26 protein-coding genes are annotated in these 24,327 nt (G+C 69.2%); 19 read left to right on the top strand and 7 right to left on the bottom strand.

The window, feature by feature from the left end; translation table 11 throughout:
• Positions 1-172: 172 nt before the first annotated feature.
• On the bottom strand, positions 173-1,042 hold the full coding sequence (locus RPX00_RS12275) for a hypothetical protein (RefSeq protein WP_406639643.1): 870 nt from the start codon (positions 1,040-1,042) through the stop codon (positions 173-175).
• Between the two features lie 61 nt (positions 1,043-1,103).
• Between RPX00_RS12275 and RPX00_RS12270 the strand changes: the two genes are divergently transcribed.
• From RPX00_RS12270 to RPX00_RS12220, 11 genes are all read left to right on the top strand, one after another.
• Complete coding sequence (locus tag RPX00_RS12270; protein ID WP_406639642.1) at positions 1,104-1,871, top strand: SDR family NAD(P)-dependent oxidoreductase; 768 nt, start codon at positions 1,104-1,106, stop codon at positions 1,869-1,871.
• 78 nt (positions 1,872-1,949) lie between these two features.
• Positions 1,950-2,696, top strand: a complete 747-nt coding sequence (locus RPX00_RS12265) for an ABC transporter ATP-binding protein (RefSeq protein ID WP_406639641.1) — start codon at positions 1,950-1,952, stop codon at positions 2,694-2,696.
• A gap of 841 nt (positions 2,697-3,537) precedes the next feature.
• On the top strand, positions 3,538-5,133 hold the full coding sequence (locus RPX00_RS12260) for an FtsX-like permease family protein (RefSeq protein ID WP_406639639.1): 1,596 nt from the start codon (positions 3,538-3,540) through the stop codon (positions 5,131-5,133).
• Positions 5,134-5,173: 40 nt separating this feature from the next.
• A complete protein-coding gene (gene pyrE / locus RPX00_RS12255) occupies positions 5,174-5,737 on the top strand; it encodes an orotate phosphoribosyltransferase (protein ID WP_406639638.1) in 564 nt (187 codons plus the stop codon).
• A 92-nt stretch (positions 5,738-5,829) separates the two neighbouring features.
• The gene (locus tag RPX00_RS12250) at positions 5,830-6,384 is read left to right on the top strand and encodes an RNA polymerase sigma factor (RefSeq protein ID WP_406639637.1); all 555 of its coding nucleotides are present in this window, start codon (positions 5,830-5,832) and stop codon (positions 6,382-6,384) included.
• Positions 6,375-6,932 (top strand): Asp23/Gls24 family envelope stress response protein, encoded by a 558-nt coding sequence (locus tag RPX00_RS12245; RefSeq protein ID WP_406639636.1) that lies wholly within the window; start codon positions 6,375-6,377, stop codon positions 6,930-6,932. Before RPX00_RS12250 ends, RPX00_RS12245 begins: the two co-directional genes overlap by 10 nt.
• Positions 6,929-7,291: an Asp23/Gls24 family envelope stress response protein gene (locus RPX00_RS12240; RefSeq protein ID WP_406639635.1), complete on the top strand. Its 363-nt coding sequence runs from the start codon at positions 6,929-6,931 to the stop codon at positions 7,289-7,291. Before RPX00_RS12245 ends, RPX00_RS12240 begins: the two co-directional genes overlap by 4 nt.
• The gene (locus RPX00_RS12235) at positions 7,288-7,590 is read left to right on the top strand and encodes a hypothetical protein (RefSeq protein ID WP_406639634.1); all 303 of its coding nucleotides are present in this window, start codon (positions 7,288-7,290) and stop codon (positions 7,588-7,590) included. Before RPX00_RS12240 ends, RPX00_RS12235 begins: the two co-directional genes overlap by 4 nt.
• A gap of 487 nt (positions 7,591-8,077) precedes the next feature.
• Positions 8,078-8,476: a DUF2784 domain-containing protein gene (locus RPX00_RS12230; protein WP_406639632.1), complete on the top strand. Its 399-nt coding sequence runs from the start codon at positions 8,078-8,080 to the stop codon at positions 8,474-8,476.
• 54 nt (positions 8,477-8,530) lie between these two features.
• Positions 8,531-9,151, top strand: coding sequence for a TrmH family RNA methyltransferase (locus RPX00_RS12225; protein WP_406639631.1), 621 nt, complete (start codon positions 8,531-8,533; stop codon positions 9,149-9,151).
• A 975-nt stretch (positions 9,152-10,126) separates the two neighbouring features.
• Positions 10,127-11,092: a glycoside hydrolase family 76 protein gene (locus tag RPX00_RS12220; RefSeq protein ID WP_406642884.1), complete on the top strand. Its 966-nt coding sequence runs from the start codon at positions 10,127-10,129 to the stop codon at positions 11,090-11,092.
• 3 nt (positions 11,093-11,095) lie between these two features.
• Here the strand turns inward: RPX00_RS12220 and RPX00_RS12215 are convergent, their stop codons facing one another.
• A complete protein-coding gene (locus tag RPX00_RS12215; RefSeq protein WP_378303611.1) occupies positions 11,096-11,962 on the bottom strand; it encodes a LacI family DNA-binding transcriptional regulator in 867 nt (288 codons plus the stop codon).
• A gap of 148 nt (positions 11,963-12,110) precedes the next feature.
• Complete coding sequence (locus RPX00_RS12210) at positions 12,111-13,130, bottom strand: LacI family DNA-binding transcriptional regulator (protein WP_406639630.1); 1,020 nt, start codon at positions 13,128-13,130, stop codon at positions 12,111-12,113.
• 131 nt (positions 13,131-13,261) lie between these two features.
• On the opposite strand from RPX00_RS12210, the gene RPX00_RS12205 reads away from it, so the two are divergent.
• The 8 genes from RPX00_RS12205 to RPX00_RS12170 all read left to right on the top strand — a co-directional run bounded on the left by RPX00_RS12205 (position 13,262) and on the right by RPX00_RS12170 (position 19,424).
• Positions 13,262-14,281 (top strand): substrate-binding domain-containing protein, encoded by a 1,020-nt coding sequence (locus RPX00_RS12205; protein WP_406639629.1) that lies wholly within the window; start codon positions 13,262-13,264, stop codon positions 14,279-14,281.
• Positions 14,278-15,276, top strand: a complete 999-nt coding sequence (locus RPX00_RS12200; protein WP_406639628.1) for an ABC transporter permease — start codon at positions 14,278-14,280, stop codon at positions 15,274-15,276. Before RPX00_RS12205 ends, RPX00_RS12200 begins: the two co-directional genes overlap by 4 nt.
• Positions 15,273-16,097 (top strand): ATP-binding cassette domain-containing protein, encoded by an 825-nt coding sequence (locus RPX00_RS12195; RefSeq protein WP_406639627.1) that lies wholly within the window; start codon positions 15,273-15,275, stop codon positions 16,095-16,097. Before RPX00_RS12200 ends, RPX00_RS12195 begins: the two co-directional genes overlap by 4 nt.
• A 7-nt stretch (positions 16,098-16,104) precedes the next feature.
• Positions 16,105-16,971, top strand: coding sequence for a PfkB family carbohydrate kinase (locus RPX00_RS12190; protein WP_406642882.1), 867 nt, complete (start codon positions 16,105-16,107; stop codon positions 16,969-16,971).
• Complete coding sequence (locus RPX00_RS12185) at positions 16,968-17,603, top strand: nucleoside/nucleotide kinase family protein (RefSeq protein ID WP_406639626.1); 636 nt, start codon at positions 16,968-16,970, stop codon at positions 17,601-17,603. Before RPX00_RS12190 ends, RPX00_RS12185 begins: the two co-directional genes overlap by 4 nt.
• 4 nt (positions 17,604-17,607) lie before the next feature.
• Entirely contained in the window at positions 17,608-18,129 is a 522-nt protein-coding gene (locus RPX00_RS12180; RefSeq protein WP_406639625.1) for a hypothetical protein, read from the top strand.
• A gap of 9 nt (positions 18,130-18,138) precedes the next feature.
• Positions 18,139-18,882 (top strand): SDR family oxidoreductase, encoded by a 744-nt coding sequence (locus tag RPX00_RS12175; RefSeq protein WP_406639624.1) that lies wholly within the window; start codon positions 18,139-18,141, stop codon positions 18,880-18,882.
• A gap of 131 nt (positions 18,883-19,013) precedes the next feature.
• On the top strand, positions 19,014-19,424 hold the full coding sequence (locus RPX00_RS12170; RefSeq protein ID WP_406639623.1) for a VOC family protein: 411 nt from the start codon (positions 19,014-19,016) through the stop codon (positions 19,422-19,424).
• Positions 19,425-19,428: 4 nt separating this feature from the next.
• Here RPX00_RS12170 and RPX00_RS12165 read toward each other — a convergent pair whose 3' ends face one another.
• The 4 genes from RPX00_RS12165 to RPX00_RS12150 all read right to left on the bottom strand — a co-directional run bounded on the left by RPX00_RS12165 (position 19,429) and on the right by RPX00_RS12150 (position 24,237).
• Positions 19,429-20,106 carry a DedA family protein gene (locus RPX00_RS12165; protein ID WP_406639622.1) on the bottom strand — a complete coding sequence of 226 codons (678 nt, stop codon included), beginning with the start codon at positions 20,104-20,106 and terminating at the stop codon, positions 19,429-19,431.
• A 164-nt stretch (positions 20,107-20,270) separates the two neighbouring features.
• On the bottom strand, positions 20,271-21,095 hold the full coding sequence (locus RPX00_RS12160; RefSeq protein WP_406639621.1) for a YceI family protein: 825 nt from the start codon (positions 21,093-21,095) through the stop codon (positions 20,271-20,273).
• Positions 21,092-23,713 carry an MFS transporter gene (locus RPX00_RS12155; RefSeq protein WP_406639620.1) on the bottom strand — a complete coding sequence of 874 codons (2,622 nt, stop codon included), beginning with the start codon at positions 23,711-23,713 and terminating at the stop codon, positions 21,092-21,094. Before RPX00_RS12155 ends, RPX00_RS12160 begins: the two co-directional genes overlap by 4 nt.
• A complete protein-coding gene (locus RPX00_RS12150) occupies positions 23,710-24,237 on the bottom strand; it encodes a MarR family winged helix-turn-helix transcriptional regulator (protein WP_406639619.1) in 528 nt (175 codons plus the stop codon). Before RPX00_RS12150 ends, RPX00_RS12155 begins: the two co-directional genes overlap by 4 nt.
• Between the last annotated feature and the right edge of the window lie 90 nt (positions 24,238-24,327).

Below are 24,327 nucleotides of genomic sequence, written 5' to 3'. Positions count from 1 at the left end.
TCGAACCGGGATTCCCGCCGCGAATAACCACGGTGGGTGAAGGAAACCCGGCCATCCTTACGGCGAACGGGTGAAGCTGGCTGGTCCGCGACGGCTCGTCTGGCGGGCGATTTCACGATCCGGGAACGGTCCGGACTCGGTTTCCGGAACCGGACAAGCCGGGGCTGTGAACTTAGCCGGGCGAGAAGGTGAACGGCGGCCCGGAAACTGTCCATCCGTTGTCGATGACCGGATTGCCCAGCACTTCGGTGCTTACATGCTGGCTCCGCGTAACCGGAATACCCAGAGTAGAACCGCTGCTCGCCCGCGCCGCCGCGATGTCCGCCGCGGACAGCTCGCCGTGGAAGCGGTCCGTGCGCTCGGCGGTCGACTGGCTGGTGGCCGCCAGCGCGTGCACCGGGCCGAGGTCGCCGGACACGCTGTGGCGTTCGGTCGACTCCAGCCGCGCCACGTCGAGCGTGCCGGTGAACTGGCCGAGCATGCTTTCGTCCGAGTTCGCGACCACCGAACCCGCCGGGCCGAGGTCGACGGCATCGGCCGACGTGCGTTCGACGCGGGTGCCGCTCATCAGGTCGCCGGAGAACCGCCCGGCCAAACCGGTCTCGGCCCCGGTCTTGCTGCTGGAGAGCGCGTCGACGCCGTGGGGCAGCTGGACGCCGTGCCGCATCGACTGGTCCAGACCGGCGACGTGCGCGTCGTCGAACGGCCGGGTGTGGTGCACGTCGAGGTCGTTGCCGGTGAACGCGCGGCCCGGCGCGCCGAGGCGCAGGTCGTGGGTCTGGGACTGGCCGGCGGTGTCCTGGTCGAGCGTCTGGCTCAGGTTCGACGCGGCGGACGCAGGCAGGTCGCGCGTCGCGATCGTCTCGTCGCGGGTGAACTGGAGGTCGGAGGAGGAACCGTGCTGGTGCAGGTCGAGCGGCAGTCCCCCGCGCGGGGTGTCCGCCAGCGCCGAAGCCGGGCCGGCGAGCAGCAGAGCGAGGGGCGCCGCACCGGCGGCCATCCGGGGCAAATATCCGGGCGTCCGCTTGGTGTGCTTGCCCATGTGCCGGACCATACTGCGCCACCAGCGCAAACGCAGCTGAAAAACGGGTAGCTTCACCCACATGACCACCACTGCTGTGATCACCGGAGCCACCGCGGGCATCGGCGCGGAATTCGCCCGCCGGCTCGCTGCCGAGAAACACGACCTCGTGCTGGTCGCCCGCGACGAGGAGCGGCTGAACACGCAGGCCGAGGAGCTGCGCGCGCGGCACGGCGTCGAGGTGACCGTGCTGTCCGCCGATCTGTCCGAAGTGGACGGCCGTCGCCGGGTCGCTGAGCTGCTCGAAACCCAGCCGGTCGACCTGCTGGTCAACAACGCCGGCTTCGGGCTGAGCGGCGAGTTCTGGGAGATTCCGGCGGACGAGCTGCAGCGTCAGCTCGACGTGAACGTGACCGCTGTCCTGCAGCTGACCAGGGCGGTACTGCCCGGCATGGTCGAACGCGGCCGCGGCGACGTTATTAATGTCAGCAGTGTTGCTGGCTTCTTTTCGGGACGCGGCTCGACGTATACCGCCAGCAAGAACTGGGTCACGTCGTTCACCGAGGGCATCGCGATGTCGCTCCCGGCGGGCGTGCGGATGATGGCGCTGTGCCCCGGCTTCACCTACACCGAATTCCACGAGCGTGCTGGCCTGCGGCGAGAGGGTCCGAAGGCGTTCTGGCTCGACGTGGCCCAGGTGGTCGACGAAGCGCTCGCTGACCTGCGTCGCGGCAAGGTGATTTCGGTGCCGAGCCTGCAGTACAAAGCCCTGGTCGGCCTCGGCGGACTGCTGCCGCGCCCGGTGCTGCGCAAGCTCGCCGGCGGGTTCGGCAACCGCCGCCGCACCTGAGGGGTAGGGACAGCCCTACCCCGTCCCGGCAGGTGTGCCCCAGGGTGTTTTCCCGCGCCAGCCCATAGCGTTTTCCCCATGGCGACTGGGGAAGCGGTGCGGCTCGAATCCGTCCGCAAGGAGTACGGCCGGGTCACGGCACTGGACGGGGTGAGCCTGTCCTTTCCGCGCGGCGGGTTCACCGCGGTGATGGGCCCGTCGGGCTCGGGCAAGAGCACGTTCCTGCACTGCGCGGCCGGACTCGACCGGCCGACCAGCGGTTCGGTGCTGCTCGACGACCAGGAACTGGGCACCCTCTCCGAGACCCAGCTGACGAAACTGCGCCGGGACAAGGTCGGGTTCGTCTTCCAGGCGTTCAACCTGCTGCCTTCGCTGACCGTCGAGCAGAACGTGGTGCTGCCGCTGCGGCTGGCCGGACGTCGGGCGGACCGACGCCGCGTCGCCGAGATGCTCGGGCACGTCGGCCTGAGCGACCGGCGCAAGCATCTGCCGGGCCAGCTGTCCGGCGGTCAGCAGCAGCGGGTGGCGATCGCTCGCGCGCTGGTCAGCCGTCCGGCGGTGCTGTTCGCCGACGAGCCGACCGGTGCGCTCGACACTCGCACGGCCGGGGAAATCCTTGGCCTGCTTTCGGAATCGGTGCGCGGCGGGCTGACCGTCGTGATGGTGACGCACGATCCGGTCGCCGCGTCCTACGCGGACCGGGTCGTCTTCCTCGCGGACGGCCGCGTCGCCGGTGAGCTGCTCCGGCCGACCGCGACGGCGGTCGCGGAACGCATGACGCACCTCGGCGCGTGGGCCGACCGGATGCCGGTGGGCGGGTTCTGATGTTCAGCCTTGCCTTGCGCACCTTGCGTTTCCGCACCGGCGGGTTCATCGCCGCGTTCGTGGCCGCGTTCCTCGGCGCGGTGATCGTGTCCGCCTGCGCCGGCCTGATGGAGACCGGGATCCGGTCCGCCACGCCGCCGCACCGGCTGGCCTGGACGTCGGCCGTCGTTGCCGGACAACAGGATTTCGAGCTTCAGAAGCATTCCGACAAGCCCAAGACGCAGTCGGTGAATCTGGCTGAGCGGGTCCGGCTGGACCGTTCACTGGCGGACCAGATCCGGGCCACGCCTGGAGTGTCCACTGTGGTCGGCGCAGTGAACTTCCCGGTATCGCTGGGGAAGCAGCCGCTGACCGCGCACGGCTGGGAATCGGCTCGGTTGCCGGGCCCCGCTCCGCGTGCTGACGAAGTCGTGCTGCCCGCAGCTACCGGCGTGTCGGCTGGAGCCACCGTTGACCTTGCTGTGCAAGGAACGATGCGGCAATACCGCGTCGCGCGGACGAGTGATCAGCCTGACGCGTTCTTCGCGGACGACGTGGCCGACCAGCTCTCCGGACACCCCGGCAAGGTCGACTATTTCGGTGTCGTCACTGACAATCCCACCGCGTTGCAGCTGGGTTCGGGCGTTTCCGTGCTGACTGGGGATGAGCGCGGCCTCGCCGAATTCCCGGAGGCGCAAGCGAGCGGCGGACGGCTGATCCCGTTGTCCGGCGTCGCGGGTGGACTGTCCATTTCGGTCGCAGTGTTCGTCATCGCGAGCACGTTGATGCTGTCGGTGCGGCAGCGGCAGCGGGAATTGGCTCTGCTGCGGGCGATCGGCACGACCCTCGGCAGCTGCGTCGCATGGTGCTCGGAGAAGCGCTGGTCATCGGCGTGCTCGCGACCGGAGTCGCGGCCGCGCTGGGCCCGGTGTTCGGCGGATGGCTGTTCGAGCAGTTCACCTCGGGCGGGTTCATTTCGCCCGCCGTGCAGTTCCATCAGGGCTGGATTCCGATGCTCATCGCGGCGGGCGCGACCCTGCTCGCGGTCGGGCTTTCCGCGCTGGTCGCCGGATTCCGCGTCGGTCGCATCCGGCCGACCGAAGCGCTCGCCGAAGCCTCCGTGCCCCGCCACTGGCTGACGCCGGTGCGGCTGATCGTGGCCATCCTGTGCTTCGGCGGCGGGACCGCGCTGGGCATCGTGACGCTCGCGGTCATGACGGGACCCATCGCGGCGAGCACGGCGGGCCCGGCGGTGATGCTGTGGGCGATCGGCGTCGCGATGATCAGCCCGGGCGTCACGAAGCTGACCGCGATCGTGTTGCAGGGTCCGTTGCGCCTGGTCAGCGGCGTCACCGGCTGGCTGGCGATCACCAACACGCGCAACGCGGCCACCCGCGTGGCCGGCGCGGTCACGCCGATCATGCTCGCCGTCGGCATCGCGACCGCCAACATCTACCTGCAGACCACGACTACCGCCGCTTCCGCGCAAGCCTTCTCCGAAGACCTCCGCGCCGACGCGGTTGTCGCTGGCCCGACTGGAGTTTCTCCCGAAGCGATCGACCGCGTCCGGCACGCGGACGGCGTCGCCGCGGTCTCGACGTACGTCAGCAGCCGGGCGTTCATCACCGCGCCGTTCGACGAGAACCAGACCAAGAAGGGCTACCCGGCGCTCGGCCTCACCGACGCGACGACCACCGCCGCCACCGTCGTCCGCGGCAACCTCGCCGACCTCACCGGTGACACGATCGCGTTGCCGGACACCGCCGAGGTATCCCGGTCGGTCGGCGAGTCCGTCACGCTCCGTCTCGGCGACGGGACCGACCGGACCCTTCGCATCGTCGCGATCGTGCATCAGCGGGCCGGGGCCGAACAGCTCCTGCTGCCCGCCGACCTGCTCGCCGGGCACACCACCGCCGGTCTCGCCAAGCAGGTGCTCGTCCGCGCCGCACCCGGCGTCGACCAGGCCCGCCTGACCCACAGCCTGACCGCCGCGACCGCCGGTTTCCCGGTGTCCGTCGGCGACCGCACCACGCTGGCCGCCGCGAACGCCAAAGCCGACGAGACTGGTGCGTGGGTGAACTACCTGCTGGTCGGCATGATCGTCGGCTACACGGTGATCTCGGTGGTGAACACCCTGGTCATGGCCACTTCGCGACGGCGGCGGGAGTTCGGCCTGCAGCGGCTCGGCGGCTTCACCCGAGGACAGGTGCTGCGGATGGCCGCGGGCGAGGGCGGCCTGATCGCGGCGATCGGCGTCCTGCTGGGCACCGTGGTGTCGGCCGGCGCGATCGTGCCGTTCTGTCTCGTCGCGACCGGCCGCGTGCTGCCGGACGGGCCAGTGTCGATCTACCTGGTGATCGTCGCGACCGCGGTCGCGCTCGCGCTGATCGCCGCCGTCCTCCCGGCATGGGTGGCGACGCGGACGCGTCCGGTGACCGCCGTCGCGACCGGGGAGTGACGCGCGGAAGTTGTCGGTGGCGTGTGTAAGACTCTCGGCCGTGGCGTACCCCGGGTTGGATCAAACTGCGAAGCTCGAACTGGCCAGGCTGGTCGGCGAACTGGCCGTCGTGCACGGCAAGGTCACGTTGGCCTCGGGCAAGGAAGCCGATTACTACGTCGACCTCCGGCGGGCGACCCTGCAGCACGCGGCGGCCCCGCTCATCGGCAAGCTGCTGCGGCAGCTCACCGCTGACTGGGACTACGTCGCGGTGGGCGGGCTCACCCTCGGCGCGGACCCGGTAGCGCTGGCGATGCTGCACTCCGCCGCGGCGGAGGGCGTGGTGCTCGATGCGTTCGTCGTCCGCAAGGCGATCAAGGAACACGGGATGCAGCGCCGGATCGAGGGCGTGGAGGTGCGCGGGCAGCGGGTGCTGGCCGTCGAGGACACCTCCACCACCGGCGGCAGCGTGCTCACCGCGGTCGAGGCGCTGCGCGAGGGCGGGGCCACTGTCGTCGGCGTGGCCACGGTCGTCGACCGCGACACCGGCGCGCGGGAAGCCATCGAGAAGGCCGGGCTCGAGTACCGGTACCTGCTGAGCAAGGACGACCTCGGGCTCAGCTGAGTGCTCAGCCGAGCGAAAGTGAGCACCGTCACTCACAATGCGTGCGTGACGAATGCCCGCTCCGCGGTGTCCCCCTGACGGAAGGGGGTGCCGTGACCACGACCAGTGTCCCGCTCGACGACGCCACCCTCGTCGGCCGTGCGCGAGACGGCGACGTGCGCGCGTACGAACAGCTCGTGCTGCGTTATCAGGGCCCGATGTTCCGGCTTGCCCTGAAAATGCTCCACCACCGCGGCGACGCCGAGGACGTAGTGCAAGAGGCGTTTCTCGGCGCGTGGCGGAAGCTGGCGCAGCTGAACGACGACAAGGCGTTCGTCGGCTGGCTGTACCGCGGAACCACCAACCGCTGTCTCAACGTCATCCGGGCGCGCCGCCCGCAGGCCGACGTCGACCTCGACCTGGCCGAGTCCCCGCGGCGCGACACCCAGCCCGAGCACGCGGCGCAGGTCAGCGGCCAGCTCGCGGCGCTCGACGAGGCGCTGTTGACGCTCACCCCGCAGCAGCGGGCGTGCTGGCTGCTGCGTGAGGTGCACGGCCGGTCGTACGACGAGATCAGCGAGATCGTCGGCGCGAACCCCACCGCGGTCCGGGGGCGCATCGCCCGGGCCCGTGCGCAGCTGGCGGAGGTGATGAAGCCGTGGAGGTGAACCAGGACTACGAATTGCCGTGCGGCCGGGAACTGGAGACGGTCTGGGAGCACCTGGACGAGACCGACGAGCACCAGCGCGACTGCGTCCACTGCCGCACCGCCAGGGAAAGCCTGCTGGCCCTGCGCTCGGCGACCCAGGAGCTGATCGACGAGCCGGACCCGACCCCGCCGGACCTGGTAGGCCGGATCATGTCGGCCGTCCGCGCCGAAGTGCGCCGCGGCCAGATGCTGGACCTCCCCGCGTCCGAGCCGGGCTCCGTCGAGGTGAGCGAACAAGCCGTCGCCGTCGTGCTCCGCTACGCGGCCGATTCCGCCGGCAACGTCCGCGCCCGCCGGGTGCGGGTGCGCAAGGTCGGTGTCGACCCCTCGGGTGCCGCGCAGGTCGAGGTAGAACTCACCCTCACGACGCGCCTGGGGAACACGAGCGGCGCTGACACGTTGGCCCGCGTACGAGAACTGGTGTCCGCCGCCGCGACCTCACGGGTGGGTATTTCGTTGGTCAGCCTGGATCTGCTGGTGGAAGACGTGTACGAGGACGGGGAATGACCGCCGAATACGTGATCGCCGCCCCGGTGATCGCGAGCGTCGCCGCGCAGGCGGCCGCCGAAACCGCCGGAGTAGTGCGCCTGGAACCCGGCCTGCGCGGTTTGGCGACCGCCTGGACCCGCGCTGCCCGGCAACGATGGAAGGGTCTGGAACCGGCCCCCGCCGACGGCGTCCGGGTCCGCACCCACGACGACCGCCTGACCGTCGAGGTGGACGTCATCATCTCGGGAGCCGACCAGGCCGCCGCCGTGGGCCGTGCGGTGCAACGCGCCGTGTTCCGGGAAGTCCTCGCACAGACCGGCCGCTCCGTGGACGCCGTCCGAGTGTCCATTTTGGACATCGAAGTGGAGCGGCAGTGACCGATCCGCGTTCGCTAGCCGGAAGACTCGCCGACGCACTGGCGGCAGTCGACGGCCTCCGCCCCGCGACAAGCGTGGCCGCGGAGATCAGCTGGCTCCCCACCGACCCAGCCGGCGGCTCGGTGGACCTGACGCCCGAGTCGGTGGAGGTCCGGTTGGTGGCCTTGCGATTGCCGCTGCCGCCGTTGCTGTCGGCCGCTGAGGCTCGAGTGCGTGAAGTGCTCGACGGGACTGAGTGGGCGGGCGCACGGGTGCGCTTGGTGGTGACGGACATCGACGGGACAGCTTTCACCGGCTGAGCAGGTTGCTCCGGCGGCTTTTACTGGCTGAACAGGTTGCTCCGGCAGCGTTCACCGCTTGAGCGGGTTGCTCGGCGGCGTTCCCTTGCTGAGCGCGGGTTGCTCGGGCAGTGCTCCCTTGCTGAGCGGTTGCTCTTAGCCAGCCCCCGCAGTCACTTCGTACCGGCCGGACCCTTGCCCCCAATCAAAGTAGTTCCCCTCGCACCGATCGCTCCCCTTTCACCGCGTTCGTCAACAGCTTTTCCCGCCGCTTTCACCCACCGATTCGCCTCCCTCCAGATGTACGGAGCGGAGCCGTTTACGCCGCCGCTGGGTCGATCGTGGCGGCCTTCCCGGCCGGTCTCCTACCCGGAGTGATCCCTCCGTTACCTGCCGGGTGAACCGTTGCTCCGGTGGGTCGAACATCACATCAGGTCCCCCTATTTCCCGCTCCCAGTGCGGTAAATCGGAGTAACGTCGCTGGTAGGTGCACTGGAAGGGGGCGAAGGTGGACACGACGGTCGCGCACGTTCTCGCCGACGTCACGGTGGCGGTGCACATCCTCGCCCTGCTCTTCATCGGCTTCGGCGGCTTCCTCGCGTGGCGGTGGCCGAAGATCATTTTCGGGCACGTTTTCTTCGCGGTGTGGGGCGTGCTGGTCAATGTCACGCCGATTCCGTGCCCGCTCACCGCGCTGGAGAATTTCTTCCGGCATCAGCAGGGTCTGGGCGACTTGCCCGGCGGTTTCAACGCGTATTACCTCTACGGCACGGTGGTCCCGCGCTCGCTGCTGCCGGTGGTGATCGCGGTGGCGCTGGCGGTGCTGGTGATCTCGTACCTGGGCGCGTACCTGCGGTGGCGCCACCGCCACGACGACAGTCCGGCGCACGGCGTCAGCCTCGGCTGAGCGACAATCGTCCTTCGTGACGACGGAACCCCCGAAGCGGGCCCCACCGAGTGGGTGAACCGCGAGGAGGTCGGCGTCGGTCCCTGGCCGGGAACCTGGCCAGACGACCCGCGCTACGACCCCGAACTCCTGACCAACGGCGACCGCCGCAACGTGGTCGACGCCTACCGCTACTGGCGTCGTGAGGCGATCGTGTCCGATGTGGACACCCGGCGGCACCCGTTCCACGTCGCGATCGAGAACTTCCAGCACGACCACAACATCGGCACAGTGGTCCGTACGGCGAATGCCTTCGCCGCCGCGGAAGTGCATATAGTCGGCCGCCGCCGCTGGAACCGCCGGGGCGCCATGGTCACGGACCGCTACCAGCACCTCCGCCACCACGAGGACGTCGCAAGCCTGCTGAAGTTCGCCGCAGCTTCGGGTTTGAGCGTGGTGGCCGTGGACAACACCCCCGGTGCCGAGCCAGTGGAAACCGCCGTGCTGCCCCGAGAGTGCCTGCTCCTCTTCGGCCAGGAAGGCTCCGGCCTATCCGAGGCGGCGCAGACCGACTCGGCAAAGGTGGTGTCCATCGCCCAGTTCGGCACGACGAGGTCGATCAACGCAGGCGTCGCGGCCGGCATCGTGATGCACGCGTGGATTCGACAGCACGCGGATCTGTCCAAGGCCTGGTGAGGTCGTGAGTGGCTATGCCGGTTCTAACCGGGATGGCCACTCACGACTCCCCAGCCTCGACACTGACCGCGGGGTTCGGTGGGGACGCGCGCCTACCGGGGTTGTTTGCTGGTCGGGCAGTGCCGTGGGGAGGCAAGTTTCCCACTGTGCAGGCAGAATCGATCTATGACCGCCGAGCCTGACGATTCTGCTGCGCGCAGGGACTCTGCTGCGCACGGCGATGCGACCGACCCCGCTGCGCAGGCCGCAGCAGCCGAGCGGACCGCTGCGGCCGGAGGAGCCGAAACGGCTGAGCGGCCTGAAGCAGTCGGGCAGGCTGAAGCGGTCGGGCGAGTCGAGGCGGCTGAACAGGCTGAGGGAGCCGGGCAGGCTGAAGCGACCGGGCGAGCCGAGGCAGCCGAGCGGTCTGCGGCCGCAGAGCGGGCTGAGGCAATTGGACCGTCCGCTGCAGCCGAGGCAGTTGAGCAGCACGCGGCAGCCGAACAGCCTATGGCAGTCGGGCGACTTGAGGCGCGTGAGCGTGCTGCGGCCGCCGAGGAACCCGCGGCAACCGGGCAGGCCGCTGCGATCGGGCGGCTTGCAGCAGGCGGGCAGGCCGAGGCAGCCGAGCGGTCCGCGGCCGCAGAGCGGGCCGAGGCGGCTGAGCGGCCAGAAGCAGCGGAGCGGGTCGAAAGGGCTGAGCGGGCTGAGGCGGCTGGACGGCCCGCTGCGATCGGGCGGCTTGCAGCAGGCGGGCAGACCGAGGCAGCCGAGCGGTCCGCAGCGGCACAGCGGGCCGAGGCGGCTGAGCGGCCAGAAGCAGCAGAGCGGGCCGAAAGGGCTGAGCAGGCCGGAACGGCTGAGCGGCCTGAAGCAGCCGGGCAGGCTGAAGCGGTCAGTCAGCCCGAGGCGGCTGCCCATGCCACTGCGGCCGAGCATGCTGCTGCGGCTGCTCGTGCCGAGGCCACCGCTCGTGCTGCGGCAGCCGAGCGGGCGGTGTGCGCCAGGCATCTCCGTCGCCTATGGGCAATCCCCGGCACAGCCCTCGGCCGCAGCGGTTGGCCGCCTACCGTGAGTCAGCGGTTCCACTGGCACTGGAACTACTGGTGGCAGGCCCATCTCCTCGACAGCCTCGTCGACGCGCAGCTTCGTGCACCCACCGGCGAGCGGGCGCGGCTGATCGACCGCTTCATCACGACGGTGCACCGACGCAACTTCGGCTCGTGGGTCAACGACTACTACGACGACATCGCCTGGCTAGGACTCGCCCTGCAACGAGTGCGCAAGCACAATCTGTCCACAGTGGACGAAGCGCTCGAAGCCATCGACAAACGGCTGCATGAAGGCTGGACTGAAGACCTTGGCGGAGGAATTTGGTGGCGGCGCGGCGACTCCTTCAAGAATACCCCCGCGAACGGTCCGGCGGCCATCTTCCACGCCCGGTCGGGTGACGGCGAGCGTGCGCGGGAAATGACGCAATGGCTCACCGATACGTTGGTAGACCCCAAAACCGGCCTCGTCTGGGATGGGATTCGCGCGGACACCGGTGAAGTCGTCAAGCATATTTTCTCGTACTGCCAAGGGGTTTACCTTGGTGCCTGCCTGGAACAGGACCGCCCGGACGATGCGGCGCGCACCATCCGGGCGGTAGAAGAACACATGGCACCCGAAGGAATCCTGCCCGGCTCAGAAGGAGGCGACGGCGGGCTGTTCTCCGCGATCCTCGCCCGCTACTTGGCCCTCGCGGCGAAGAACCTGCCAAGGCCGGAAGCGGAAACGGCGAAGAACCTCGTGCAGAAGTCAGCCGAAGCATGCTGGAACGGGGCAGCGCAAGAGAAAACCGGGCCGCTGTTCAGTGCGGAGTGGTCGAAGCCCGCGGAGAACCCGTCAAACAAAGCGCAGCGGGACTTGTCTGTCCAAATTGGAGGATGGATGCTGTTGGAAGCGGCGGCATCCCTATAACAGTCAGCAGCCGCAGGAAGCGCGGTGCAGGAACCGCGGCGCGAGGCGGACTGATTCTGGGCGGCGTTCCGGCTCCCGGCAGCGGGCCAGCAGCAGCTGCACCGCCCGGCGGCCGATTTCTGAGATCGGTTGCGCCATCGTCGTCACGCCGGGCGAAACCGTGCGGGCCCAGTCCATGTCGCCGTAACCGACCACGGCCAGTTCCGACCCGATCCGGATGCCCCGTCGGTGTGCTTCCCACTGCACGCCGATCAGCATCGCCTCGCCGGCGACGACCAGGGCGGTCGGCGATGGCCAGCCGTCCAGGAGTTTGGCCGCGGCGCGGGCGGCACCACCTGCCGTGGATTGGCCGGACGCGACCAGTTCCGGGTGGTATCGCAGCCCGGCGCGGCCCAGGCCCAGGCGGTAGCCAAGGGCGCGTTCTTCGCTGACGGTGGTGCCCTCGGCTCCGGTGATCAGCGCGATCCGCCGGTGCCGCCGCGAGGCCAGGTGCTCGACGAGTGCGGACATGGCCTGGAAGTTCTCCGACCCGACCTGGTCGACGTCGTTGCGGCCGGCGACGCGGTCGACCAGCACGGTGGGCACGCCGGTGCGCACGAGCCCATTGACCACGGCCTCGTCACCGGGGGCGGGCACCAACAGGACGCCGTCGACCCGGTCCGCTTGCAGCGCGCGCAGCACTTCGGCTTCCTCGCGCGCCGAATCGCTGGTGTCGGCCAGCAGCAGGTCGCAACCCGCGCGCGCGGCAGCGCCGCGGATGGCACGCAGCAACTGGTCGTGGTACGGGCTGGCGTGCCTCCCCAATGCCACCCCGAACCGATGGGTGACCGGCAGGTCCCAGTGGGAGACCTCCGGCGCCAGAACGGTCATTTCTCATGGCCCTCGTCGTCGATACCTACCCAACAGTAGCCAGTGTTGGGCCACCGGCGAGAGGGTCCGAGACGATCGGGTCCCGAGAATCACTGAGGTGAGTGAACGAAGCACCTGCTTGGTTACACCGGGCAGTCAAGACCGCAGGCTACGAGCACCCGCACGAAGCCCGGTGCCGCAGGGTTGGCGGCAACCGCACAGTCTCGGCGGGACGGCCGGGATCCGCCAGTCGAGCCAGCAGCAACTGCACCGCTCGCTTGCCGATTTCGTCGATCGGCTGGGCCATGGTCGTCAGCGGCGGGTCCACGAGATCGGCCCACTCGACGTCGTCGTACACCACCACCGGCAGGTCCTGGCCGATCCGCAAACCACGCCGCCGCGCCTCGTGCAGGACGCCGACCATCATGCTGTCGTTGGCGACCACCAGCGCGGTCGGCGGTTCCGGCAGGGCCAGCAGCGTGCTCAAAGCCAGTCCGCCGCCGTCGCGCGAGGACTGTCCACACGCCACGAGGTCGGGCGACCAGGTCAGGCCCGAGCGACCAAGGCCGAGGCGGTAGCCAAGGACACGCTCGTCGCTCGTCGTTAGGCCAGGAGCGCCGGAGATCATGCCGATCCGGCGGTGGCCGAGCGACGCCAGATGCGCGGTCAGCGCCGAGGTCGCCTGGATGTTCTCCGCGCCGACCTGGTCGATGTCGGTCCGGGTGGTGAGCCGGTCCATGAGCACGGTCGGCACGTCCAGCGACACCAGTTCGCCGAGCACCGACCCGTCGCCGGGCGCGGGCGTGATCAGCAGGCCGTCGACCCGTCGCGACCGCAGCGCGCGCACCACGTCCCGTTCGGTGCCCGCCGTGTCGTGCGTGTCCGCCAGCAGCACGGTGTAGCCATTTGCCGACGCCTCCCGCTCGATCGCGTGCATCAGCGCCGCGAAGTACGGGTTCGCGACCAGCGAGATCGCCATCCCGATCGACCGCGTACCCCCGGTGACCAGCGAACGCGCGATCGCGTCGCCGGTGTACCCGGTGGTCTCGATCGCCCGCAGCACCGCGGCTTTCGTCTCCTCGGCCACCGCCCGCGTGCCGTTCACGACGTGTGAGACCGTCGTGATCGACACGCCCGCCATTTCGGCGATGTCGCGCTGGGTCGGGCGGGCGGAGCGGGGTCGCGGCATGTCTGTCCTTCACCAAGAGAGCGAAACCAGGAGCGTCGGCAAGCGTTTGCGCAAACGCTTGCGTCAACCCCTGAGTCTGTCTACCTTCCCGTCCATCGGCAAGCTCGCACCTCGATTCGGAGGGCATCTCCATGAGACACCGGAGTCTCACCGCACTCGCTTTGGCGGCCGCTGTCGCGGTCTCCACCGCCGGGTGCACCGTCGAACGTCACTGGGGCGGCAGCTCCAAAACCGGCGGCAGCGGCAAGGCCAAGGTCGGCCTCGTCACGAAGACCGACACCAACCCGTACTTCGTCGAACTGCGTAATGCCGCGTCCGCCGCGGCGAAGGCCAACGGCGCTGACTTCAGCGCGCTCGCCGGTCAGTTCGACGGCGACAACGACGGTCAGGTGCGCGCCATCGAGAACCTGATGCAGCAGGGCGTCAACACCATCCTGATCACGCCAAGCTCGTCCACCGGCGTGCTCAAGGCCATCAAGGACGCTCGCGACGCAGGCATCCTGGTGATCGCCCTCGACACCGCAACCGAACCGCCGGACGCGGTCGACGCCACCTTCGCCACCGACAACTTCGCGGCCGGCGAGCAGCAGGGCGCGTACGTCAAGGCGGCGCTGAAGGGCGCGGACCCGAAGATCCTGATGGTCGACGGCACCGCGGGCAGTTCGGTCGACACCCAGCGGCACGGCGGGTTCCTCAAGGGCATCGGGCTCAAGGACGGCGCGCCGCAGATCAAGGGGCACGCCAACGCCAACGGCGACCAGAGCCTCGCCCAGCAGGGCATGGAGAACCTCCTCCAGCGCACCACCGACCTCAACGCGGTCTACACGATGAACGAGCCGATGGGCCGCGGCGCGTACGCGGCGCTCAAGGCACGGGGCCTCAACAGCCAGCTCACCGTCGGCTCGATCGACGGCGGCTGCGAGGGCGTGCAGAACGTCAAGAACGGCCAGTTCGCCGTCACCGTGATGCAGTTCCCGCGGAAGATGGCCGAACAGGGCGTGCTCGCGGCGGTCGAGTACGCGAAGACCGGGAAGAAGCCGAGCGGGTTCGTGAACACGGGCTCGACCGCGATCACCGACCACCCGATGCCGGGGGTGCCGAGCAAGGACACCGCCTGGGGTCTGCAGAACTGCTGGGGAGGCGGGAAATGACGACCGCGACGGCAAAGACGGTCAACAACCGCGAGCGCGAAACGCTCGGCGAGTTCTTCCTGCGCGCCCCCGCGGTCGGCCCGGCGCTGGCGCTGGTCGTGGCGGTACTGGTGTTTTCCTTCGCCACGGACACCTTTTTCGACCTGGACAATCTGTCCACAGTGGTCCAGCAGTCGCTGGTGGTCGGCACGCTCGCGCTCGGCCAGACGCTGATCATCCTGATCGCGGGCATCGACCTCTCCAACGCGTCGTCGATGGTCGTGGCAACGCTGGTGATGGCGAAACTGGCGGCGGTCACCAACGTTTTCTTCGCCCTGATCGCCGGGGTCGTGCTGACGGTCGTCGTCGGCCTGTTCATCGGCACCCTCGCGACGCGGATCAAGTTGCCCGCCTTCATCATCACGCTCGGCACGTTCACCGGCTTGACCGCGGTGGCGAAGCTGATCGCGGGCGGACAGGCGGTTCCGGTCTCCGACGGGCTGCTCACCTGGCTCGGCACGAAGCGGTACCTCTTCGGCGGCATCCCGATCACCTACGGCATGACGCTCGCGCTGCTCATGTTCCTCGCCGTCTGGTACGCGCTCACGAAAACCGCGTGGGGCAAGCACGTTTACGCGGTCGGCAACGCGCCGGAGTCCGCGCGGCTGTCCGGGATCAAGGTCAACCGCACCGTGCTGTCGGTCTACCTCGTCGCCGGGCTGTGCTTCGGCATCGCCGCGTGGCAGGCGCTCGGCCGCACGCCGAACGCCGACCCGAACCAGTTCCAGCTCGGCAACCTCGACTCGATCACCGCCGTGGTCCTGGGCGGCACGAGCCTGTTCGGCGGCCGCGGTTCGGTGCTGGGCACGCTGTTCGGCGCGCTGGTCGTCGCGGTGCTGCGCTCGGGGCTGACGCAGATGGGCGTGGACGGCAACTACCAGGACCTGGCGACCGGCGCGTTGCTGATCGCCGCGGTGGTCGTGGACCGGATCGCACGGAGGCAGCAGCAGTCATGACTTCCTCGAACGAGCAGCAGCCCACGCTTTCCGCGCGCGGCCTGGTGAAACGCTACGGCCGGGTCACCGCCATCGACGGTGCCGATTTCGACCTCTACCCCGGCGAGGTGCTTGCCGTGGTCGGCGACAACGGGGCCGGAAAGTCCAGTCTCATCAAGGCGTTGTCCGGTGCAGTGGTGCCGGATGCCGGAGAGATCAAAGTGGACGGCAAGACGGTCCACTTCAAGTCCCCTTTGGACGCTCGGCACTACGGAATCGAGACGGTGTACCAGGATCTGGCGGTCGCGCCGGCACTGGACATCGCGTCGAACATGTTCCTCGGCCGGGAAAAACGGCTGAAGGGACCGTTCGGCATCGGGTTGCGCAAGCTCGACAGCGCGGCCATGCGCACCGAAGCGCAGCGGATCCTCGACGACCTCGGCATCAAGGTCAAATCCATTACCCAGCTGGTGGAAACGCTGTCCGGCGGGCAGCGGCAAGGCGTCGCGGTGGCGCGCGCGGCGGCGTTCGGCACCAAAGCGGTGATCATGGACGAGCCGACGGCCGCGCTGGGCGTCGCGGAATCCGCGAAGGTGCTGGAGCTGATCGGCCGGATCCGCGAGCGCGGCCTGCCGGTGGTGCTGATCAGCCACAACATGCCGCACGTCTTCGAAATCGCCGACCGGATCCACGTGCACCGGCTCGGCAAGCGGGTCGCCGTGGTGTCGCCGAAGACGCACAGCATGAACCAGGTCGTCGGCCTGCTCACCGGTGCGTTGAAGCTCGACGAGAACGGCGAAGTCGTCGAGGTCGCGTCCACCACGCACGCCGGGTTGACCTGACGTGCGAGTGCTGCTGGCGGGGCTGTGCACCGTCGATGTCGTACAGCGGGTCGAGGAATTCCCGGAACCGAGCGAGAAAGTGCAGTCGCTGCAGGTGGATGTCGCGGCCGGTGGGCCAGCGACGAACGCCGCGGTGACCGTCGCGGCGCTCGGTGCCGAAGCGACTCTCGTGACGGCTCTCGGTACACACCCGCTGGCCGCGCTCGCCCGCGCTGACCTGGAAGCTTGCGGCGTTGACCTGGTCGACCTCGCACCACAACGCACGCAAGCGCCGCCGGTAAGCGCGGTCGTGGTGCGAGACGGCGACGGCGAACGAACCGTCGTCTCCCGCAACGCTGCCGCCGACCAGCCCCTGGAATTGCCTGACCTGGCACCGCTTTTCGACGGTGTAGGCGCGGTTCTCGTCGACGGGCACCATCCCGAGCTGGCGCTTGCTGTCGCGCGGGAAGCCCGCGCTCGCGAGGTGCCGGTGATCCTCGACGCGGGCAGCTGGAAACCGGTACTGGACCAGTTGCTGCCACTGGTCCACGTGGCAGCCTGTTCAGCGCGGTTCCGTGCTCCCGCACCGAGTTTGGCCGAACGCGGAGTGTCAGTGACGATCACGACGGCGGGCCCGGAGCCGGTCGCCTGGAGCACTACGGAAGACTCTGGGCAGGTCCCCGTTCCGGCCGTCGAGGCGCGGGACACGCTGGGGGCCGGGGATGTGTGGCACGGTGCGCTCGCGTACGCCGTGGCGGCACGGGACAACGCGGTCCCGGACTGGATCGGCTACGCGAACGCGGTGGCCGCGGAACGTGTCCGGCACGTGGGTCCGCGCTCGTGGACCGGGCCGGTCGGGGAACTGGCGAAGAGCAGAGAAGAGGGAGTGCGATGACGGCGTTCGAGGATCTGCTGGCGCGGGCCGAGAAGCTGGCCAAACCGCGGGAACGGCACGTGCTCGGCATCATCGGCGCGCCCGCCTCCGGCAAGACCACGCTGGCCTGGGCGATCGCCAACGCGCTCGGCTCGCGGGCCGCGGTCGTCGGGATGGACGGCTTCCACCTGGCCCAGGTCGAGCTGCAGCGGCTCGGCCGCACCGACCGCAAGGGCGCGCCGGACACCTTCGACGCGGCCGGTTACGTGCATCTGATCCGCCGGCTCGCCGACGGCTGCGAGACGGTGTACGCGCCGGAGTTCCGCCGCGAGATCGAAGAGCCGATCGCCGGCGCGGTCCCGGTCGCGCCCGAGGTGCAGCTGGTCATCACCGAGGGCAACTACCTGCTGCTTCCGGACGACCCGTGGAGCGGCGTGCGGCAGTACCTCACCGAGGCCTGGTTCCTCGCCCCGGACGAACCGGAGCGGATCGAGCGGCTGGTGTCGCGGCACCGGCGCTACGGCCGTTCGCTGGTCGAGGCCCGGCAGCGCGCGCTCGGCTCGGACCAGCGCAACGCGGACCTGATCGCGAACACCCGCGACCGCGCCGACCTGGTGCTCGAGAACCTGCCGCTGACGAATTTCGCCCTCTGAGCAGGTGCTGTTCGAGGACCCGGCCACGACGGACCCCTACGCGGGCGCGGTCACGTGGGATCGGGCGGGCGAGGCCAGGATCGCCGTGCTGTACCCGCCGTACGTCCCGCTGGTGCGCACGCACCTGAACGGGCTGCGGACGCTGGTCGAGCGGCGGCTTTCCGAACCCGCTGTGCACGGCCCGGATCCGCGGCTGGCGCTGCTGGTCGAGCGGATGCGGGAGGCCAGCGGCGAACCGCAGCTCGAACCAGAGGTGCTCGCCGAGGTCCGCACCCGGCTTGAGTGGGCGTTGTCGGTGCTGCCGGAACACGGCGGTGTCCTCGAATTGCACACCCCGATGCACCAATGGTGGTGGGGACGCGCGCTGCTGGATGTGTGCACGGCGATCACCGCGCTGCTGGGGGCGTGGCTGCAGGGCGAGGCGGTCGACGGGCAGCACTGTCCGGACGACGCGACGTGGTGGATGTGGATGGCGCAGATGCGGTGGCTCGACGCCCAGTTCGTGGAGCCGCTGAAACCTGGTTAAGGAGTGCTCGTGGGGGTTTTGGTCGTCACCGGTGGCAGCCGGGGCATCGGCGCGGCGATCTGCGAACTGGCCGCCACCCGCGGTTACGACGTGGTGGTGAACTACTCCGGCGACCCGGCCCCGGCCGAGGAGGTCGCCGAACGGGTGCGTTCCCACGGCGCGCAAGCGCTTGCGTACCGTGCCGACGTCTCCAACGAACAGCAGGTCAGCAACCTTTTTTCGGCGGCGGCCGAGCTGGGCCCGCTCGTCGGCGTGGTGAACAACGCAGGCATCACCGGCAACACCCCGGGCCGGCTCGACGAGCAGCGCGCCGAGACCGTGCGCCGGGTGCTGGACGTCAACGTCACCGGCGTTTTCCTGTGCTGCCGCGAGGCGGTGCGCCGGCTGTCGACGCGGTACGGCGGGTCCGGCGGCGCGATCGTGAACGTGTCTTCCACGGCCTCGCGGACCGGGTCGGCGGGCGAATGGGTGCACTACGCGGCGTCCAAGGCGGCGGTCAACACGCTCAGCTTCGGCCTCGCGCAGGAGGTCGCCGACGAGGGAATCCGGGTCAACGTCGTGTCGCCCGGCCTGGTCGAGACCGGATTGCACGCCGCAGCGGGGATGCCGGACCGGCCCGAGCGGTTCAGCGCCGTGATCCCGCTCCGGCGCGCGGGGCAGCCGGGCGAGATCGCCGCGGCCGTGCTGTGGCTGCTGTCCCCGGACGCGTCCTTCACCGTGGGCGCGGTGCTCGAGGTCGGCGGCGGCCGCTGATCCTCCCGGACTGTGAGACGCCCGGAGACGGCCAGATCACGATTGACCCCGGAAGTCGGTGAACTCGTCCGTCGCGGTTGTCCCGGTGTGCCAGTCTGGAACGAGGGGTTGAAAGGACGGCCGCGAAAGTCATGCCCAAGCTCACGTCTGTGCACCATCTGGCGCTCACCGTGACCGATGTGGACCGAAGTGTTCCCTGGTACGTCCGGGTGCTCGACCTCGAGGAAAGCCATCGGCGCGAAGACCCGGAAACCGGGGTCCGCAAGGTAGTCCTGCGTTCGGCGGGAGACGGTTTCTCCGTGGTGCTGGTCCAGCATCCGGACACCGAACGGCCGGTATTCGACGAAAGACGCACTGGTCTGGACCATGTCGCGTTCTCGGTGTCGTCGCGCGCCGAGGTCGCCGAATGGGAGGACCGGCTGCGGGAGTACGGCGTGTCCTACCTGCCCGCGACCGAATCGCAGACCTTCGAAGGCTCGGCGGTGATCGTGTTCCGCGATCCGGACGGCATCCAGCTGGAAGTGTGGTCCGACCCGGCGTGAGAACTCAGGCGTGCGCGTCGTCGGGTTCGTCGACCGGACGCCGCATTTCCTGGCGGTAGCGCAGCACGCCGTATCCGGTGCCGAACACGAAGAACGCGATGCTCACCCACAGCGCCGCGGTCTTGACCCACGGGATGGCGTCGAGCAGGCCCGCCCCGTAGTAGCCGAGCAGCACCAGCGTCGGCACCCACAGCAGCCCGCCGACGGTGGTGGCGAGCAGGAACCGCCGCGAATCCATCCGCGCGGCTCCGGCGATGAGCGGGGCCAGCGTGCGGATCCACGGGATCCACCTCGCCGCGACGATCGCGAAGAATCCCTTGCGGTCCAGGAACTCCTGCGCGCGTTCGAGGTTGTGCCGGTTGAGCATCCGCCCGCCGCGCCGGGCGATCAGCGTGGTGCCCGCGCCGCGGCCGATGTAGTAGCCGATCTGGTTGCCGAACACGGCGGTGAGCAGCGCGGCCCCGGACAGCAGCCACGCGTTGAGGTCGGATCCGTGCTGGGCCAGCACCACTCCGGCGCCGAACAGCAGGGAATCGCCCGGCAGGAACAGCCCGATGATGAGCGCGCACTCGATGAGCACGAACGACAGCACGATGACCCAGACGAGCACCGGGCCGGCGGTATCCAGCCAGCTCAGGCCGATTCCCGCGGCGTGCGCGGGCTGGGCGGCGGCGAGGTTCACGCGAAGAGCCTACGTGGCTGGGACCGGCTGCAGTACGCAACCATCAAATCCTCCGCATTCGGTGACTTTGGGTATTCCTGGGGTAACCAGACTGTTCACCCTTTTCGCCCTTAACAACGAACAGGCCGCCCGGAACAGTTCCCGGGCGGCCTGTCGCGGATTTCTCAGAACTGCGGCAGGGACTCGCCCTGCACCGCCTCGATGTCCAGCTCCACCTTGACGGTCGTGCCGATCGCGGCCACGCCGGCCCGCACCATCGCGCTGTAGTTGATCGCGAAATCGTTGCGGTGCAATTGCGTTTCGGCGTGGAACGCGGCACGCACGCCGCCCCACGGGTCCGGACCGTGTCCGGTGTAGCGCAGGTCGAGGGTGACGTCGCGGCGTTCGCCGTGCAGCGTCAGCACGCCGCGCAGCGCCCAGTTGTCCGTGCCGAGCTGGGACAGCCCGGTGCTTTCGAACGTGATGAGCGGATACGCGTCGACGTCGAGGAATTCGGCCGAACGCAGGTGGTCGTCGCGCATCTTGATGCCGCTTTCGATGCTGCCCGCCTTGATCTCGGCGCGCACCGTCGACCGCTCCACCGGACGCGCGACGTCGATCCGCCCGGCCACGTCCGGGAACCGCACCTTGATGCTCGCGATGCCCATGTGCCGCGCGGTGGCGACCACCGACGAGTGCATCGGGTCGATCGTCCACGGACCCTCCGGCGGCAGCTCGACCGCGCCGGAGACCGGCACGAGCGCGATGTCGCCGAGCAGCCCGGCCCCGTCGGAGCCGATCTGCACGGTCCGGGCCAGCGGCGTGTACCCCGGCGCGGTGATCACGGCGGTGTAGACGCCCGGGGGCAGCGGATCGGTGACCACTGCCCCCTTCGCGTCCGTGACCTGCCGCGCGACCTGTCGTCCGTTCAAGTCGGTGACCGTGAGCACCGCGTTCTCGACCGGCCATCCGCCGTTCGAGCGCAGCTGTGCGCGCAGGCCCCCGCTCATGACCGGTCGACCAGCTCGTCGAGCGCCTGGTCGTAGCTCAGCCGCACGTCGTGCTGCGCCTCGCCGTCGTCCAGCGTCACCTGGCTCGTGGCGGGCGGGTATCCGCTGGCCACGACCGTGTAGGAGCCGATCGGCAGGTCGCTGACCACGTACCGGCCCTCGCTGTCGGTGCGGGCCACCGCCGCGACGTTGCCGTTCGCGTCGAGCACGGTGATCCGCGCGTCCGGCACGATCCGGTCGCCCTCGGTGCGCGCGACGCCCTGGAGCAGCACCGCGCCGGCGAGTTCGACGTCGTGGCGCAGCACGCCGCTGTCGGGCACCGTCAGGGTGACCGCGACCGGGCGGTAGTGCGGGCCGCTCGCGACCAGCGTGTACTGCCCGGCGCCGACGCCGCTGAAGGTGTAGACACCGTCCTCGGCGGTGATGAACGCGCCGTTGACCTCGCCGCGCGAGTCGGTCAGCGTGACCGTCGCGTTCGCCAGCGGGGTCGCGGTGCCGATCGAACGGACCACGCCGGTCAGCTCGCCGGAGCCGGTGAGCGTGACGTCCAGCTTCGCCGGGTGCCCGCCGACGATCACGCTGGAGGCCTGCGGCTGGTGCCCGGGAGCGGACACGATCAGCACGTACGTTCCCGGACCCTGGGTCGGGATCGAGTAGCTGCCGTCGCCGTTGCCGGTCGCCCGCGCCACCTGACGGCCCTGCTGGTCGATCAGCGTCAGCGCGGCCGCGCTCACGTGGCTGCCGTCCTGGCGGCGCACGTGGCCGGTGACCGGCACGCCGCCGGTGGTCATGCCCAGTTCCGCGTCGGCCACCGAGTTGGTGATCGGCATCGGCCGGGCGTCAGCCACCGCCTGCGCGTCGCCGTGGCCGTTGGTCAGGGCATGCCTGCCCCCGGCTCCGACGAGCACCGGCTCCTGCTTCGGGGCCTCCTCGAACAGCGATCCCGTCTTCAACTCCGCGGTGTCGTCGTCCGAAACCGGAGCTTTCTCGTCCAGGTCCAGCAGCGCCTCGCCGCCTTCGACCGCGGCCGCCGCCGGGTTCATGCCCGCGAGCGGGATCTCCTTCATGAACAGCAGCACCAGCGTGGCCAGCAGCGCGACGCCGCCCGCCACCCAGAACACCGTGGTGATGGAGTCGGTGAAGCCGATCAGGATCGGCGTGCGCACCGCTTCCGGCAGCGTCTGGATGACGCTCGTGTTGCTCGACAGGTCGCCAAGGTTGGCGCCCGCGCCCGGAGGCAGGTGCCCGCCGAACGCCTTGGTGATGTTGCCCGGCAGGACGTTGAACAGAATCGTCAGGAACACCGCGACCCCGGCGGTACCACCGATCTGGCGGAAGAACGTGGCCGACGCGGTCGACACGCCCATGTCCTTGCGCGGGCCCGCGTTCTGCACCGCGATGATCAGCGTCTGCATGCACTGGCCGAGGCCGAGGCCGATGATCAGGGCGGCCAGCAGCGGGTGCCAGATCGCCGTGTCGTACTTGACCATGGCGAAGAAGAACGCGCCCGCGGCGATCAGGATCGTGCCGACGACCGGGAAGATCTTGTAGCGCCCGGTCTTCGAGGTGATCTTGCCGGAGATGATCGAGCTGGACATGATGCCGACCATCAGCGGCAGCATCAGCAGGCCCGATTCGGTCGGCGTGTAGCCCTGCACGACCTGCAGGTACTGCGGGATCATCGTGATCGCGCCGAACATCGCCACACCGACGATCACGCCGCCGATGATGGCCACGGTGAAGGTCGAGTTCTTGAACAGCCGCAGCGGAATCAGCGCGGCGTCCTTCATGAGCTTCTCGACGACGATGAACAGCACGATGCCGACGCCGCCGATGATGTACATCCAGATCGACTTCTGGTCGCCCCAGCCCCACTTCTGGCCCTGTTCGGCGACGATCAGGAACGGCACCACGGCGATGACCATGGTGAGCGCGCCCCACCAGTCGATCTTATGGTCGTGGCGGTTGTGCGGGACGTTCAGCACCTTCGCGACGACGAACAGCGCGATGACACCGATCGGCACGTTGATCAGGAAGACCCAGCGCCAGCCGTGCAGGCCGCCGAGGCTGTCGAAGCCGGCGAAGAAGCCGCCGAGCACCGGGCCGAGCACGGTCGAAGTGCCGAACACGGCGAGGAAGTACCCCTGGTAGCGAGCGCGTTCCCGCGGCGGGACCACGTCGCCGATGATCGTCATGGCCAGCGACATCAGACCGCCGGCGCCGAGACCCTGCACCGCGCGGAACGCGGCCAGTTCGTACATCGACGTCGAGAACGACGCGGCCGCCGAACCGACGACGAAGATCGCGATCGCGGCGAGGTAGAACGGCTTGCGGCCGTAGATGTCGGACAGCTTGCCGTAGATCGGCGTCGCGATGGTCGACGTGATCAGGTACGCCGTGGTCGCCCACGCCTGCAGGTCGAAGCCGTGCAGGTCGTTGGCGATCCGGACGATCGAGGTGCCCACGATCGTCTGGTCGAGCGCGGCGAGGAACATGCCGCACATCAGGCCGCTGATGATCGTGACGATTTGGCGGTGAGTCAGCCGCGGACCGCCTTCGCCGTCTTCGGCGGGCGCTCCCCCTCGCGACTGAGGTTGTTTTTCAACGGTGGACGTCATGCGTTCGAGGCCCCCTTGGCCTGTGCCGTCGCCGTGGTGTCGGACAGCGACGGATCGTTCTTTTCGATACCTGTGTTGAGCCGCGCGAGAAGCTCGTTGAGCGTCTCGCGCTCCTCCTGGCTCCAATCGCCGAGTACGTCGGCGAGCCACCGGGCGCGGTGCTTGCGGTTTTCGTCGAAGACGCGAAGGCCTTCGGCGGTCGGGGCGAGCAAGCAGGCGCGGCCGTCCTCGGGGTCGGCCTGCCGTTCGACGAGTCCGTGCTGCACGAGCGAACTGGACTGCCTGCTGATCGTGGAGATCTCGGAGTGCAGGAACTCGGCCAGCTTGCTGGTGCGTTGCGGACCTTCGTGGACGAGGCAGAAGAGGATCGCGTACGCGGCCCTTTCGATCCCGTCCGGACCGTGCTTGGCGACCTGTGACTTCGCCTTGGTGATCAAGCGCATGAACCGGACCAGCTCGTGTCCGAGCTGGTCGGCAAGGTCGAGGTCGGCCTCGGGCCTGACGGCGGAGTTCTGAGGTGCCATGTGGGTCTTCCTTGGGATGGAGCAAACCATTGGTTGGCGACTGCAACTAGTTGCCTCAAGCAAGAGTGTGCCCGTACGGCGTATTTCGCA

Source organism: Amycolatopsis sp. WGS_07, assembly GCF_045278895.1.
Taxonomy (GTDB): domain Bacteria; phylum Actinomycetota; class Actinomycetes; order Mycobacteriales; family Pseudonocardiaceae; genus Amycolatopsis.
The sequence above is the reverse complement of the archived record's forward strand: the minus strand, read 5'-3'. Positions and strand labels throughout refer to the sequence as shown.